This window comes from Kocuria carniphila, assembly GCF_004136555.1.
Taxonomy (GTDB): domain Bacteria; phylum Actinomycetota; class Actinomycetes; order Actinomycetales; family Micrococcaceae; genus Kocuria; species Kocuria carniphila.
In genome coordinates this window covers 227841-242616 of record NZ_NOIT01000002.1, presented here as the reverse complement: position 1 = coordinate 242616, position 14776 = coordinate 227841, and the positions used below count along the sequence as shown (strand labels likewise).

Annotated in this window: 13 protein-coding genes; 10 read left to right on the top strand and 3 right to left on the bottom strand. The window is 63.4% G+C overall.

What is annotated here, in order from left to right; translation table 11 throughout:
* Nucleotides 1–19: 19 nt before the first annotated feature.
* Together EWV37_RS02550 and EWV37_RS02545 are read right to left on the bottom strand one after the other, a co-directional pair.
* A complete protein-coding gene (locus tag EWV37_RS02550; RefSeq protein ID WP_238663016.1) occupies nucleotides 20–2014 on the bottom strand; it encodes a glycosyltransferase in 1995 nt (664 codons plus the stop codon).
* A 373-nt stretch (nucleotides 2015–2387) separates the two neighbouring features.
* Nucleotides 2388–3455, bottom strand: coding sequence for a chitinase (locus EWV37_RS02545; RefSeq protein WP_129699633.1), 1068 nt, complete (start codon nucleotides 3453–3455; stop codon nucleotides 2388–2390).
* Nucleotides 3456–3758: 303 nt separating this feature from the next.
* On the opposite strand from EWV37_RS02545, the gene EWV37_RS02540 reads away from it, so the two are divergent.
* From EWV37_RS02540 to EWV37_RS02505, 8 genes are all read left to right on the top strand, one after another.
* Nucleotides 3759–5045, top strand: coding sequence for a heparan-alpha-glucosaminide N-acetyltransferase domain-containing protein (locus EWV37_RS02540; protein ID WP_420843738.1), 1287 nt, complete (start codon nucleotides 3759–3761; stop codon nucleotides 5043–5045).
* A 139-nt stretch (nucleotides 5046–5184) separates the two neighbouring features.
* A complete protein-coding gene (locus EWV37_RS02535) occupies nucleotides 5185–5670 on the top strand; it encodes a helix-turn-helix domain-containing protein (RefSeq protein ID WP_129699632.1) in 486 nt (161 codons plus the stop codon).
* Between the two features lie 6 nt (nucleotides 5671–5676).
* Nucleotides 5677–6255: a PIN domain-containing protein gene (locus EWV37_RS02530; protein WP_129699631.1), complete on the top strand. Its 579-nt coding sequence runs from the start codon at nucleotides 5677–5679 to the stop codon at nucleotides 6253–6255.
* Nucleotides 6256–6314: 59 nt separating this feature from the next.
* Nucleotides 6315–6911, top strand: coding sequence for a GNAT family N-acetyltransferase (locus EWV37_RS02525; RefSeq protein ID WP_129699630.1), 597 nt, complete (start codon nucleotides 6315–6317; stop codon nucleotides 6909–6911).
* Between the two features lie 231 nt (nucleotides 6912–7142).
* Nucleotides 7143–8327 (top strand): TAXI family TRAP transporter solute-binding subunit, encoded by a 1185-nt coding sequence (locus EWV37_RS02520; protein WP_129699629.1) that lies wholly within the window; start codon nucleotides 7143–7145, stop codon nucleotides 8325–8327.
* The gene (locus tag EWV37_RS02515) at nucleotides 8324–10459 is read left to right on the top strand and encodes a TRAP transporter permease (protein ID WP_238663014.1); all 2136 of its coding nucleotides are present in this window, start codon (nucleotides 8324–8326) and stop codon (nucleotides 10457–10459) included. The genes EWV37_RS02520 and EWV37_RS02515 overlap by 4 nt, the downstream gene beginning before the upstream one ends.
* Nucleotides 10456–11259 carry an enoyl-CoA hydratase/isomerase family protein gene (locus EWV37_RS02510; protein WP_129699628.1) on the top strand — a complete coding sequence of 268 codons (804 nt, stop codon included), beginning with the start codon at nucleotides 10456–10458 and terminating at the stop codon, nucleotides 11257–11259. Before EWV37_RS02515 ends, EWV37_RS02510 begins: the two co-directional genes overlap by 4 nt.
* Nucleotides 11256–12137, top strand: coding sequence for a 3-hydroxyacyl-CoA dehydrogenase family protein (locus EWV37_RS02505; RefSeq protein WP_259913956.1), 882 nt, complete (start codon nucleotides 11256–11258; stop codon nucleotides 12135–12137). Before EWV37_RS02510 ends, EWV37_RS02505 begins: the two co-directional genes overlap by 4 nt.
* Here the strand turns inward: EWV37_RS02505 and EWV37_RS02500 are convergent.
* Nucleotides 12128–13051, bottom strand: a complete 924-nt coding sequence (locus EWV37_RS02500; RefSeq protein WP_129699627.1) for a LysR family transcriptional regulator — start codon at nucleotides 13049–13051, stop codon at nucleotides 12128–12130. The genes EWV37_RS02505 and EWV37_RS02500 overlap by 10 nt on opposite strands.
* Nucleotides 13052–13173: 122 nt before the next feature.
* On the opposite strand from EWV37_RS02500, the gene EWV37_RS02495 reads away from it, so the two are divergent.
* Nucleotides 13174–14349: a CaiB/BaiF CoA transferase family protein gene (locus EWV37_RS02495; protein WP_165189182.1), complete on the top strand. Its 1176-nt coding sequence runs from the start codon at nucleotides 13174–13176 to the stop codon at nucleotides 14347–14349.
* Complete coding sequence (locus EWV37_RS02490; protein ID WP_129699626.1) at nucleotides 14342–14773, top strand: acyl-CoA thioesterase; 432 nt, start codon at nucleotides 14342–14344, stop codon at nucleotides 14771–14773. Before EWV37_RS02495 ends, EWV37_RS02490 begins: the two co-directional genes overlap by 8 nt.
* The last annotated feature ends 3 nt before the right edge of the window (nucleotides 14774–14776 follow it).

The window sequence follows — 14776 nt, the reverse complement described above, 5'->3', positions numbered from 1 at the left end:
CCGCCCCAATCCGACAGCATCACCACAGGTCACAGCCCCGCCATGCCGCAGAGCCCCAGGTCGTGAGCCAACTCAGGTTACCGTAGGTCCAGCGCAGCCGCTGCTTGGCCAGTCCCTTGGCCGTAATGGGGGCCTCGGTCCACGCCACGGCCCGATTCTCCTGGACCACCTTGTACCCCAGTTTCTGCAGGGTCATGGTCAGGTCCGCGTCCTCCGCCAGGGTGTCATGAGAGTACCCTCCGGCAGCCTGCAGGGCTTCCTTCCGCCACGCCGCGCATGCCCCGGGCACGATGGAGATCGCCCCGATCACACCCTCGGCCACCCTGGTCACGCAGATGCCGGAGATGTACTCCAGGGACTGCCACATGGTCAGCAGGTTGGAGCGGTTGCCCACCTTGATGTGCCCGGCCACCGCGCCCACCCGGCGGTCGCCGTCGGTGTCGTAGAAGTGACGGGCGAGCATCCGGATGGTCTGCGGCTCGAAGATGGTGTCCCCGTCGAGGGTCACCACGATCTCCCCGTTCGCGGCCAGGATGGCCTGATTGGAGGCGACCGACTTACCGGCGTTGGGTTGGGTGAGCACCCGCAGCTGTGGCCACCCGGCGGCCACCTCGCGCAGGATCGCACCGGTGCCGTCCGTGGAGCCGTCGTCAACCACGATGACCTCGAAGTTCGGGTAGTCGCTGGCCCGCAGCGAATCCAATGTGCGGGCCACCACGAGTTCCTCGTTGAACACCGGCAGGATCACGCTCACCAGCGGCAGCTCGTGCTCGGGCAGCTGTCGCCACACCCGCTTCTTCTGCCGCCGATTGCCCACGAGTGCCAGAACGATGTAGAGGACGGACATGATCGTGAGGGAGCCGATGCCGAACCAGAACAGCCAGCTCATGGCCACGGACGGAGCCACCGAGACCCCCGCAACCGTCACGGCAACGGCCTCGTCCCCGACCGTGGCTTCTAGGTTCTTCTCCGCTTGGTACTGCTCCGGGGCGATGCTGTCGACCGTGGCGAACGTGTAGCCCTTGTTCTTGGCCTCCTGGATGAGCTCGCGCAGCGCCTCGACCGAGGCGGTGCGGTCCCCGCCGCTGTCGTGCATCAGCACAACGTGTCCTTCCCCGTCCAGATCGGGCACGGGGACGTCCTCGCCCGGGGCGTAGCTCCAGTCCTCGGTGTCGATGTCGAAGTTGACGTGCAGGTATCCCAGCTGCTGGGCCTGCAACAGCGGCAGCGGGTTGTTGTCGGCGTCGGCCTCCGGGATGCGGAACAGGGACGAGGCGTAGCCGCCCACCGCGCGCATCTCCCGGTCGGTGCTGATCACCTCTTCACGGTTGAACAAGCTGCTGGTGTCGGAGGTCGCGTGGGTCATGGTGTGGTTACCCACGGAATGCCCCTCCTTGATAATGCGCTGGAACACATCGGGATTCTCCGCCACACTGGTTCCGATCGTGAAGAACGTGGCGGGCACGCCCTCCTCGGAGAGCACATTGAGGATCTCGGTGGTGTACTCGGCGTCGGGTCCGTCGTCGAAGGTCAGCACCAGCTGCCCGTCGGCGGGAGCACCGAAGTGCTCCAGGGCGTAGGGGCTGTCCCCCACCGTGCCGATTTCGTCGTCGGTCAGTACCCGGAAGACGTCATCGCTGAACGGATCGGCCAGCACCTTTTGCCCGTCGACCTCCTCGATCAGGCCGATGCGCGAGAACGCGTAGCCGTCCTCGTCGCCCAGTACCGGGATGTCTTCCTCGTCCCCGCTGGCCAGCAGTTCCTGCGCATACTCGATGTCCTGGTTCTGCGCCTGGGTGGAGGTCGGTGCCAGCGCCTGCGGCACCACCCACGCAAGTGAACCGGCTAGGAGCAACAGGACCAGCACCAGCCCGGCGAGGATCCGGCGCCAGCGCTTCCCGCTCGAATCGAAGAACACCGGTGTGGCAACCGTGCTGCCCGTGCGCCCGGACCCTGAACCTCCCCTGCGCCGGCCGGATCGGTGCACACCCCGATTGCGAAAAAAACGTGCCATGACAACCCCATCCCCAGTTGGCGATCCGTCCCCTCGGACGGATCTGCCGGTGCGCCCCTCGGTGCACCGACCCGTGGGGCCCGCCGCCGGGCTCGTGAGTGGTCCTCGTCGAGGTATTGGCTCACGGCTCACCATGCAGGTCCCCGTCGGGTAGGGTTCCTGCGCCGCCCCCCATGGACAAGGCGCAGGAACCCGTGGAGGCAGTCCTCCCATGCCCGGCCCCCCGGCTCGGACATGGGGCTGCATCCCCCCCTGTGCACCGGCCCCGGTGGGGCCGTGCATGCATTCATCGGACCACGGGGGTACTGAGAACCTACTGAGTCCCCGCTCCGAGCGGGGCGGCGCGAACCCCGGATGGCAGCCAGGGAATGGGCTACTTCGAGTACTGCTCCCCGAGCGCCCGGGTGAAGTCCCCGTTCTCCTGCTCGACGCCACTGCACAGGCTGCTGGCCCACTGTGCCGCAGACTCATCCGTGGTGCAGGAGCGATCCCGGTCGAGGGACCACAGGGAGATCCGGCCGATGCCCTGCTCGCGCGCGAACTCGTTCAACTGCTGCGCGGCGGCGAGATCGAAAATCTCCCCATCGACGTCATTGCGCCCGATCATCGGCGTCAACCCGATGCGCTGCCAGGCCTGCTCGTCCGACAATTCCTGCCCGGCACTGCCGTAGAGCTCTTTCACTTGCGTCTGCGCGGCGCGAGCCGCGGCCACGGACGCGTCGTAAGAACTCTGCTCGGAATCCTTGCCGTCCCCGTAGTTCATGGTCATGAGGTTCACCCCGGCCAGGTCCACGCCGGCCTCCAGCAACTGCGCCACGGTCTGCTGGGACTGCTCGTCCAGTCCCCCCGTGCCCACCGGCAGTGTCACCCACACCTCGAGGGGATCGTCGTCGGGCCGATCCTCCTGCAACCGGGCTACGGCCTCCGCGCGGCGGCTGCCGGCGTCGCTGTCCTGGAGGTCGTCCATCTCGATATCGAGGTCCACGGCGTCGAGGTCGTAGCGCTCGACGACGGCGCTGTACGCGTCGTACAGCTCGTCCGAATCCTCGCAGCCGGTGGCCAGTTCGGTTCCGGACTGCCCCCCGAAGGAGACGACCACGTCGCCGCCGTTGCTGCGCAACGTGTCGATCCGGGTGTCCAGGTCAAGTTTCTCCGCGGCGTCGTCGAGCCCGTAATAGCCTCCCCACGAGGGGGCACACGCGTCGTCGGGGTCCGAGACCACGAACGACAACACGGTGCGGCCCTCGCTCGCGGTGTCCTGGCTCTCGAATTCGTACCGGGGTTCCGACGTCACATTGACGTAGCCGCCGAACCACGCGCTCTCCGGCACCTCGCCATCTCCCTGGCCCGCGCACCCGGTCAGCAGCCCCACGCCCAGGATCGCGAGCGCACCGATGCGGCGGGCTGTGGTCCCCCGCCCCCTTGACCTGACTTTCTCCATACCTTCTCCTCCCCCGGCCCCCTCGGGCTGTTTTTCCCCGGCCCTGGCCCGCCTGTGGCGACCACCATGGACCGGCTACGGCTCATGGGATCAGCACGTTACACCCCGCCACCTGAGGACCCGGACAAACGCAGGATCACGGCCCCGAGGGAAATCCGGACGAACATCACCGGAGACTGTGACGAGTCTCGCGGGAGTTCATCGACCGTTTCTCAGGCTCCTTTTATTTTCGACGCCCTATCCTTTGGGGGCACCGGCAAGGCAAAGCGCCGGGACGGTCTCGGCCACTGACGCCCGCGACCTGTGAACAAATGCTCATACGCCCCGCACGGGGGCCGGGGGAACACAGGAGAACGGGTGGAAACAGTACGGCGCGGGGGCGCCACAGACCAGACAGCCACGACGGAGCCCGCAGGGCGGCCCAGGCGTCGGCTGGTGGGGATCGACGCCGCTCGCGGGCTGGCGTTGATTGGGCTCATGGCCATTCACATACTTCCTTCGTGGAACACGGAGACCGGAGAGGCCACCTGGTCCTGGCGCCTGTTCTCGGGCGATTCGGCGGCCTTGTTCGCGCTACTGGCCGGGGTGGGCCTGGCTCTCGGGTCCGGCGGACGGCACCCGCGCGAAGGACGAGCCCTGACCGGCGAGCGCGTGAGTGTCCTGGTACGCGCCCTGCTGATCACCACGGTCGGTCTGTGCATCAACGCCGCGATGCCGGAGAACCCTCCCGCGTACGACATCCTGTTCTACTACGGCGTGTTCTTCCTCCTGGCCATCCCGTTCCTGCACGCAAAGGCCCCGGCCCTGTTCGTGTGGGCGGCCGGATTCGGGATCCTCGCACCCCTGCTGATGCAGGGCCTGTTGGATGTGCTCCCCGAATGGTGGTACTACAACCCCACGCTGAGCAATGTGCTGAGCAATCCCGCAGGCACGGTATCCCAGCTCCTGCTGACCGGTAGCTACCCGGCGCTGCCGTACATGACCTATCTACTGGTCGGGATGGGACTGGGGCGCCTGGATCTGCGTGCCGTGAACACCCAGATCCGCCTGGTTTTCGTGGGTGCGTCGTTGTGGATCGCCGCCCAGACCATCTCCTACGTGCTCCTCTACGGCTTCGAGGGATACTTCAAGTTGCAGGCGGCATCGCATCTGAGCGAGGAGAAACTCGACGAGATCCTGGTGTGGGGCGCGGGTTCGCTGCCGACCACCACAGGGTGGTGGCTGGCCATCACGACCCCGCATTCCAACACACCGCTCGCCATCGCGACCAGCTTGGGGGTGGGCCTGACCGTGCTGGGGTTGTTCCTGCTGATCAGCCGGAAAATTGGGGGCTGGCTCCTGCCGCTGTCCGCAATGGGTTCCATGACGCTCACGCTCTACACAGCACACCTGCTGGTGCTGGCCCTGGGACTGCACGAAGACGCCCGGTACCTCTGGTATTTCGTGCACCTGCTGGTGGCCGCCGGTTTCGCGGTCGTTTGGCAGCTGACTCTGGGCCAGGGCCCGCTCGAGCGGATAGTCGCCTTCAGCGCCAAAGGAACGCGCCGCCTCGTTGTGGGTCGGAACGCGCAGGCAAAACCACTGGAGTGAACCAGCGTTAAGACCGGCCCGATCGACGCGGCCTGTAGAACGACGTCGGCGCGGCTTCGAGGAGCGCGCCTCGCGCTACCCTTGCGCTGACCCAATGCGAGATATTTCGAATATTTCGAATATTCAGTAGACTGAGATCATGACCACCAACGCCCAGGAACGCTCAACCGTCGCGCCCAGCCCTGCCCATAAAGAAGAGCTCAAGGCCCTCTCTCAATTCCTTGAGGGCACTCCCACCGCGATAGACAGGCAGATCCCCTACCTGATGTCCCCCGCTGGCGATAAACAGGAAATCCCAGCAGAGGTCTACTACTTGCTCACTCACATCGTGGATGCGCTCGCCAATGAGCGAGGTGTCTCCGTGGTTCCCACCAACACAAGGCTGACCACCCAACAAGCCGCTGATCACCTTGGGATCTCCCGTCCGACGCTGGTGAAGCTGTTGGAGCAAGGTGACATCTCTTTCAGCAAAGTTGGTAGGCACCGCAGAGTTCTACTGACTGACCTCATTGGCTACGAAAAGGACTTGGAGGAAAGACGCCGCGAAGGCCTCCGAGAGGCGACCCAAGAGGCAGCGCATGACGGCACCTACTTCGATACTCCAACAGACTCGAACTCTCGGTGACTCGCCATGTCATTCCCAGTGGTACTCGATGCCTGTGTCCTGATTCCCATGCCAATCGCAGATCTGCTGCTTCGGTTGGCTACGGCCAAACAGTTCAGACCCCTTTGGTCGGATGAAATTTTGGACGAGGTAGAGCGCAACCTAGTAATCAAGCTCAACAAGGAACCATCTAAGGCACGCAGGCGAGTAGAGACTATGCGGAACTTCTTCCCCGACGCCCTTGTCGAGAACTATGAGAGCTTGGTGCCAGGGATGACCAATGACCTCAAAGATCGACATGTACTGGCAGCTTCAGTGCGAGCAGGTGCTGAACTCATAGTCACTTTCAATGGGAAAGACTTCCCTACCATTTCACGCAGGCCATATAACGTTGGGCTCAAATCTCCAGACGACTTTTTACTCGATCAGTTGGACTTAAACACTCCAACAGTGTGTGAGATCGCTCGGGAGGTGGTCGCAGATATGAGTAATCCCCACGTGACTTGGGATGACTACATACGAGGATTGTCCCAGGCGGGTCTTCCCCTGTTCGCCGATGAACTGGCTAGGAAAGCACCCCTGTTCGCAACCGGTGATGATGACTAGATAGATGGTTCTTGAATTGCGCGCGCCAGCCTCCTCGCCTCAGTCGTAGCCTTGGCCCCATGGACTTTTACACGATCCCGCACCTCAACGGAGACTTGCTCGATCTCGAACCACTGACTGTCGAGCACGCACCAGAGCTCGCGGAGGCCATTGCGGAAGACGACCTCTACAAGGTCTGGTTCGCCCGCCTCCCCTCCCCGGACGGGATGCTCGCGGATATCAAAAGCAAACTTGCACGGCATACGGCCCAGCAGTGTGTTCCGTGGGCCGTCCGCCGCAGGAGCGATGGGCGGGCAGTTGGCGTCACCACGTTCTTGCACATCAGACCGGACCACAGGCGGTTGGAAATCGGCTCCACATGGTTGGCCTCGAGTGCGCACGGGACGGGGATCAACGCGGAAGCAAAGATGCTGTTGCTGGCCCACGCCTTCGAGACCCTGGACTGCATCGCGGTGGAGTTCCGCACGCACTGGCACAACCGTCGCTCCCGCGCCGCGATTGCGGCCCTCGGCGCCAAACAGGACGGTGTCCTGCGCAATCACGACGTGTGGCGAGACGGAACGGTGCGCGACGTCGTCGTTTTTTCAATCATCGACCGCGAGTGGCCGACCGTTCGTCTGGGGTTGCGGGAGAAAGTCCGGTCATTCACCGAGTAAGGGAATGGCGTACGTGGTCAGCACGGTGAAGGAACTCGCAGAACCGAACGGCCCATTGCCTCCCATGAACCGAATTATGACCGGTTCAACATGAATCACCCCACATAGTGTTGCGCATCACACAATGACGGTAAGAATGAACAACGCCGGTTTTCGAGACCGCGCGACGCACTTTTGATCCTCGCGCGTCTGCCGAGCGACACCTCTCCAACTGTGATTCATGGAGGCAACATGCCACGTCCCATCAGTCGACGCTCATTGCTCATGGGCATGTCGTCGGTGTCCGCATTGGCGATGCTTTCGGGCTGTTCATCCGGCCCTCGTGCAACCGACCGTACCCAGCAACTCGTGTGGTCCACCTACAGCGTGGGCACGGGCACCTACAACGACCTCGCAGCTGTGGCCAACACCCTGACCGGACGCACGGGACGTCAGATCCGTCTGATGACCTCGGACACCGGCATCGGCCGTTTGGCACCGCTCATCAACGGCACCGCGCAGTACTCCCGCGCAGGCGACGAGTACTACTACGCCTTTGAAGGCAACGATGAGTTCACCTCCGAGAACTGGGGTCCTCAGCCCATCCGCTTGGTCTGGACTCCCCCGGGCAACTACGGCGTGCTGGTCCGAAAGGACAGCGGTATCGAGAAGGTCGAGGACCTCAAGGGCAAGAAGTATCCCCGCCTGGTCGCCAGTACCTCCATGAACCGCAAGCTTGAGGGCATCCTCAACTACGGCGGCCTTACAGGCTCTGATGTCGAGCTCGTGGACATCTCCTACGGCGGCCAGATCGAAGGCCTGAAAACGGGACAGATCGACGCGCTGTACCAGAACGTCGTCGGCGCGAATATCGAGGAACTGGCCTCGCAGTACCCGGTGCACTGGCTGGATCTGGGCGGCAACGATGAATCGAAGTACCAGACCTGGGAAGAACTCGCGCCCATGGTGCGACCGGGCCAGTTCAGCAATGGAGCCGGCCAGGCTGACGGCGAATCGGCCGTCAACATGCAGTACACAATCCCCCTGACCACGCTGGCCGAACGCCCCAATGACGAGGTCACCCGTCTGGTCACGGCGCTCGACGAGAACTTCGAGTACTACAAGGACGCGACCCCGGACGCCAAGAGCTTCGGCTTCGAGCGCATCCTGCTGGAACCCCTGGTGGTGCCGTTCCACGACGCCATGGTCGAGTTCCTCAAAGAGAAGAATCGCTGGACTCCCGGGTTGCAGAGACGCAACGACGCCCTCCTCGAACGCGAGCGCCTCATGATGGATGAATGGCCCGGGTTCTGGGAGGAGAACGGCAAGAACGACAATGTCCGCTCCATGTGGGTCGATTGGAAACGCGACAATCTCCCCACGCTTCCACCCATCAATGATGTTCCTGAACAGTCAGAAAACGGAGGTGCGGCATGAGCACTGTCCAGCAACCGGCCGAGCAGGCTCCCCGGACCTCGCAGACCACGAACCCCGCCGACGATGAGTTCATGCACGCCGGTGACGCGGTGCTCCACGACCACAACCCCCGCCTCACCCCATTCTGGCGCGCAGTCATCATCGCGCTCACTTTGGCAGGCATCCTGCTGACCATGAACCAGGTGTTCTTCTGGAACCTGGGTGATTTGGCCGTGCTCACCAACTCGTTCCTGTACCTGCTGATCGCGTGCTTCGTCCCGATCGTGTTCATCGTTAATCCCCTGCGCAAGAAGTCCGCGCCGGAGGGTGGCATTGACGTCACGGAATCGCGCGAAACCTCTGGTTCCACGGCTGCTCGGCTCAGCGAGCACGACGGCGCTCGCGGCGTCCCGTGGTACGACGTCCTTCTGATCCTGGTCACCATCGGCACGTGCCTCTATTTCTCTGTGAACGGTGTGCGCATCCAGGAGTACGGCTGGCAGTTCATTGCCCCGACCCTGGCTACGGTCCTCAGCTTCGTGTTCTGGCTGATCATCCTGGAGGGGCTGCGTCGCGGTTCCGGATGGATCGTGACCGTGATTGCCTTTCTATTCTCGGTCTACCCGTTGTTCGCGGGCCAGATTCCCTTGTCCTTCCTGCAGGGCATCTCGTACGACCTGCCCACACTCGCCCAGGTGCACACCATGGGCGCGGACAGTGTGCTGGGCCTGCCCCTGCAGACCGCCGGCACCATCCTGGTGGGCTTCCTGTTGTTCGGTACCGTGCTGCAGCACACCGGCGGCGCAGACTTCTTCCACAATCTCTCCATGGCGATGTTCGGCCGCTACCGCGGTGGTTCGGCCAAGGTGTCCGTGGCCAGCTCGGCGGCCATGGGCATGATGAGCGGTTCGGCCGTATCCAACGTGCTGACCACGGGCCCCATGACCATTCCGGCCATGAAGAAGTCCGGCTTCAGCGCCAAGGTGGCCGGTGCCGTTGAGGCCACCGCATCCTCGGGTGGCTCCATCACCCCGCCCATCATGGGCACCGCAGCGTTCCTCATGGTGTCCTTCGTGGGCGTGCCCTACACATCCATCCTGATCGCCGCGATCATTCCGGCGGTCCTCTACTACCTGGGCATCTTCTTGCAGATTGACGGCTACGCGGCCCAGCGCGGTCTGCGCGGAACGCCCCGCAACCTGCTGCCCCGCGCCGGTGCGGCCCTGGTCGAGGGCTGGCCCTACCTCGGTGCGTTGGCCCTGCTGACCGTGCTGTTGTTCACCGGTGATTCCGAGTCCCAGGTGCCCTACTGGGTGGTCGGTGTGCTCCTGCTGATTGCTCTGGTGAAGCCAAGCCTGAAGTTCGGTCCCGAACAGTGGGTCGAGATGGGCATCGACGTCGGAAAGACCCTGGGCCAGATCGTGGCCATCATCGCCGGTGTGGGCCTGATTCTCGGCGGCCTGAGCGCCACCGGCGTGGCACTGTCCCTGTCCCGCGACCTCGTGGCCTTGGTCGGAGAGAACGTGGTGCTCCTGCTCATCGCCGGTGCGGCCGTGTGTTTCGTGCTCGGTATGGGCCTGACCATTTCCGCGGCGTACGTGTTCCTGGCCATCGTGATGGCCCCGGCCGTAATCGCGCTGGGTGTGGATCCCATTGCCGCCCACTTGTTCGTCATCTACTGGGCTTCGGTTTCCTACATCACCCCGCCCGTTGGTCTAGCCGCATTTGCCGCGGCGGGCATCTCCAAGGCCTCACCCATGGCCACGTGTTTCTCGGCCATGAAGCTCGGTGCGGTGAAATACGTGGTGCCCTTCGGCTTCGCCCTGAACCCCGCGTTGGTGGCGCAGGATTCACTGGGCAAGGTCATCCTGGCCTTCGTGTTCAGCATCATCGCCGTGTACGCACTGGCGGGTGCCATTGGTGGCTGGCTGACGTTCGTGGAGCGCCAGGTTCCCATTCCCTTCCGCGTATTGCTGGCCGTGGGTGGCTTCATGATGTTCCTCCCGGGCCTGCTGGTCACGTTGATCGGCCTGGCCATTGTGGTGGCCACAGCCCTGCTCATCAGGGTGATGAAGCCCGCGCCGGTGATCGACCCGGACACCGGTGAAATTTCCCGAGTTCCCCAAGCCGAAGAAAAGGAGCCCGCTCAGTGACTTCCGCTGACACCACCGTGACGGTGGACATCCAGGACGACATTGCCGTGATCACGATCGACCGCCCCGAGGTGCGTAACGCGATCAACGCCTCGGTTCTCGGTCAGATCTCCCAGGCCTTGGACGAGCTCGCCGACAACGACGACGCTCAGATCGTGATCTTCACAGGCGCCGGTGACAAGGCCTTCGTGGCAGGTGCGGACATCAACGAGTTGGCCGTCCGAAAGCCGAAGGACGGGCTCCGCGCCGCAATGCAGGGCGTCTACGAAAAGGTCGAGCAGTTCCACAAGCCGACCATCGCCGCCGTCAACGGCTATGCCTTTGGCGGCGGGCACGAACTGGCTCTGGCGTGCGACATCAGGATCGCCTCCACGAACGCCCAGTTCGCTCTGCCCGAGACCAGCCTGGGCATCATGCCGGCCGCGGGTGGCACTCAGCGCCTGGCGCGGTTGGTGGGAGTGGGTAGAGCCACCGAAATGATCCTGACCAGCAGGCGCGTCAAAGCCCAAGAGGCCCTGACCATGGGACTGGTGACCGACGTCGTCGAACCCCAAGAACTCATGCCCAAGGCCAAGGAAACCGCCCAGACGATCCTGTCCAAGGGACCGCTGGCAACCCAGTTGGCCAAGACCGTGGTGCGCCACGGATTCGACGCAGACCACAGCACCGGAATCCTGCTGGAGCGGCTGGCGCAGTCGGTGCTGTACAGCAGCGCCGAGAAGGTCGAGGGAACCAACGCCTTCTTAGAGAAGCGAACCCCGGATTACCGAGCTGCCCAGCGAAAGGACGATGAAGCGTGAGCGACAGCAACAATCCCCTGGCCAACATCAAGCACGTCACGGTGATCGGTGCCGGCGCCATGGGTTCCCAGATCGCCATGGTGTCCGCGCTGGCCGGATACACCACCGCCCTCGTGGACATCGCCGAGGAATACGTGGATCGCGCCAAGTCGCAACTCGAATCCCGGATGAATCGTGACGTCGAGAAGGGCCGCCGTTCCCAGGAGGACGTTTCGGCCGCGTTCGATCGACTCACGTTCACCACCGACCGCGACGGGAGTGCCGCCCAGACGGACTTCGTGATCGAAGCCGCTGTGGAGGACCTGGGTATCAAACGGGAGCTCTTCTCGGAGCTGGACCAGATCTGCCCGCCACACGCGATCCTGGCCACGAACTCGTCCAACATCGTGTCTTCCCGAGTGGCCGATGCGACCGAACGCCCGGATAAAGTCTGCAACTTCCACTTCTTCAACCCGGCCCTGGTCATGGAGTGCGTGGAAGTGGTCCCCAACGAGCAGACCTCCGAGGAGACGGTCGAGACCGCCGTGGCCTTGGCCAAGTCGTTCGGCAAGAAACCCGTGAAGCTCAAGCAAGAGACGCCCGGTTTCGTGGCGAACCGCCTGCTGGGCGCGCTCCGTACCGAAGCCCTCAAGCTCTACGAGGAGGGCATCGCGGACTTCGAGGACATCGACGTCGCCGCCAAGACCGCGCTCCGCCACCCCATGGGTCCGTTCGAATTGATGGACCTGGTGGGCGTGGACGTGGTCTACCTGATCCGCATGGCCGAATACGAGCAGACCGGAAATCCGGAGAGCCTCCCCCGGCCCGCGATCAAGGAACTCTACGAGGCCGGCCGCTTCGGGCGGAAGTCCGGCCAGGGGTGGTACAGCTACGACTGAGCGTTCTGCTCACTGGTGCGGTGGGCATCGGCAAACATTCTCCGTGCGATCTGGATGACGGATCGCAGGGCGGGATTGTGATCCGATGCCCGCCACACCAGTCTGACCTCCAGCGGACGCTGTTCCTCGGCCAGCGGCAGGAACACCACGCCGTCCGAGGAGACGTTATCCCGCACCGAATCCAGGCTCACGGCGCACCCGATTTCAGCGCCCACGAGCACCACGAGCGTCCAGGAGTCGGGGGCGGTCTGCACCACGCGGGGGACGAATCCCGCACTCATGGCCAAGGAATTCAAGCGGTTCGAAAGCGCCGAGACCGCTCCACCCGGCAGGGTAACCCACGATTCTTCCGACAGGCTGGCCATGCTCACACGCAGCTGGTTGGCCATCGGATGGTTCTTGGGCAACACGACCATGACTTCTTCCTGCGCCAGGATGCAGGAATTGAGTTCGGCGGGGATGAAATCCCAGCGCCCAATGACCAAATCGAGTGAGTCGTCCAGGAGCCGTTCCAAGCCCAAGTGCGAGAACTGCGAACTGTGCAGTTCGAGCATGACCCCCGGCCGTTTGGCCTTCACTTGCCGCGCCAGCTCACCCACCTTGTGGTTGATGGACGCACCGGCAAAGCCCAACCGGACGCGCCCGGTTTCACCGCTCACGGCATCCCGCACGGCTTGTTTGGCGTCCTCGGAGGTGGACACCAGCCTGGTGGCCGGTTCGATCAATGCTTTGCCCGCCGGAGTGAGTGACACGTGACGAGTGCTGCGCTCGAAGAGTTCGGCACCCAGACTCTTTTCGAGTTGCTTGATGAGCCTGCTCAGGGGCGGCTGAGCCACCCGCAATCTGGTGGCGGCCCGCCCGAAATGCAGCTCTTCCGCGACCGCGAGGAACGCCTTGGCCTGGTGGACATCCATCAATTGCCGCCTTTATTGCGTTTCGAGCATCACCGGGGGACGCAATTTATATTAGACAGAGCCTAATACCGGTGGTTATGTGGTTCAAGACACATTCGTTCCCACCCATCGAGGTCACTTTCATGACGCTGCCAACCACCGAGGCTCCCCGGGGCCCTCTCAGCGGAGTGGTCATTGCTGATTTCACCCGCATTCTCGCGGGACCGTACTGCACCATGCTCTTGGCCGACATGGGGGCCACCGTCATCAAGGTCGAAGGGCCCGGCGGTGACGATTCCCGCCAGTGGATTCCTCCGCACCGCGACGGCGTCAGCACCTACTTCCTCTCCGTCAACCGGAACAAGCATTCAATCGTGCTGGACCTCAAGGACCCGGCCAACCTGGAGACAGCTCACCAAATCGTCGATTCATCGGACGTTTTCGTCGAGAACTTCAAGCCGGGCGGTCTCGAGCGATTCGGGCTCGACGCCGCTTCGGTCGCCGAGCGTTGGCCTCACCTGATCCACGCGAGCATCACGGGCTTCGGAACCGAGGGTGGTCGCACCATGCCGGGCTACGACCTGTTGGTGCAGGGCATGTCAGGATTCATGTCCGTCACCGGTACCCCGGACGGCCCACCCCAGCGTGCGGGCGTGGCCATGTTCGACGTGATCACCGGATTGCACACAGCCATCGGAATCTTAGGTGCCCTGCACGAACGCGCACAGTCCGGTCAAGGTCAGCACCTGCAGCTGGATCTGTTGTCCTCAGCGCTGTCCGGTTTGGTCAACCAGACCACCGGCTACGCGGCGTGCGGCAACGTACCTCAGCGACTGGGCAACGACCACCCCAGCCTGTACCCCTACGGACCCTTCCCCACGAGTGACAAGGACTTGATCATCACCGTGGGCAACGACAGCCAGTTCGCGCGTTTGGTGAACACCCTGGGGGTGGCGCATCTGGCCGAAGACGAACGCTTTGCCACCATGAAGGGCCGGAACAACCACCGTGACATTCTCCGGCCCATGCTCGTGGAAGCTCTGTCCACCGGGACCGCGGACGAGTGGTTCACCAAGTTGCAGGCCCAGGGCATTCCATGCGCACCCATCCTCAATATCGATGAAGGCGTGCAATACGCGGAGCGACTGGGGCTGAACCCGGTCGTGGAAACCGGCAGCGGCGACCAGGCCGTGCCGACCATCAAGAACCCCATGTCCTTCAGTCGTACGCCTGTCGGATACGACAAAGCACCGCCCGCGTTAGGCGCGGATCAGGCGACCGTACTCGCCTGGCTCGAGGAGCGCCGTCGTCATGGCTGAAATCAACCAGGTGCAAGGCACCAAGTTTTTGCGTGAGATCGACCTGCGCTGGTCAGACCAGGACGCCAACGGGCACGTCAACAATGCCCGCGCGATCACCCTGGTCGAAGAAGCCCGTGTGCGCGCCGCGCTGCATTGGACGGGAACTTTCCCCAACGGTGAGCGGCCTCGCGTGGTTCGCTCCCTCAACGTGGACTTCTTTCGCCCCATCAATTACGGGCCTGAACTGTGGGCGCACGTGTGGATTTCGCGAATCGGGTCCACGTCCTACACCGTGCACCACGAACTCCACCAGAACGGCAAACCTTGCGTGGTGGCTGAAACCGCGATCGTCCAGCTCAATCCGGACACCCAGAAGCCCGAACCCTTGGACGACCACATGCGTCACGCCCTGGGTGCCGCGCTGATCACTGAACAACCCTGACAT

Coding starts and splice junctions, on each gene's coding strand:
- EWV37_RS02545 (WP_129699633.1), bottom strand. CDS start 3,455: ATGGAGAAAGTCAGGTCAAGGGGGCGGGGGACCACAGCCCGCCGCATC.
- EWV37_RS02535 (WP_129699632.1), top strand. CDS start 5,185: ATGACCACCAACGCCCAGGAACGCTCAACCGTCGCGCCCAGCCCTGCC.
- EWV37_RS02550 (WP_238663016.1), bottom strand. CDS start 2,014: ATGGCACGTTTTTTTCGCAATCGGGGTGTGCACCGATCCGGCCGGCGC.
- EWV37_RS02525 (WP_129699630.1), top strand. CDS start 6,315: ATGGACTTTTACACGATCCCGCACCTCAACGGAGACTTGCTCGATCTC.
- EWV37_RS02490 (WP_129699626.1), top strand. CDS start 14,342: ATGGCTGAAATCAACCAGGTGCAAGGCACCAAGTTTTTGCGTGAGATC.
- EWV37_RS02515 (WP_238663014.1), top strand. CDS start 8,324: ATGAGCACTGTCCAGCAACCGGCCGAGCAGGCTCCCCGGACCTCGCAG.
- EWV37_RS02520 (WP_129699629.1), top strand. CDS start 7,143: ATGCCACGTCCCATCAGTCGACGCTCATTGCTCATGGGCATGTCGTCG.
- EWV37_RS02495 (WP_165189182.1), top strand. CDS start 13,174: ATGACGCTGCCAACCACCGAGGCTCCCCGGGGCCCTCTCAGCGGAGTG.
- EWV37_RS02530 (WP_129699631.1), top strand. CDS start 5,677: ATGTCATTCCCAGTGGTACTCGATGCCTGTGTCCTGATTCCCATGCCA.
- EWV37_RS02500 (WP_129699627.1), bottom strand. CDS start 13,051: ATGGATGTCCACCAGGCCAAGGCGTTCCTCGCGGTCGCGGAAGAGCTG.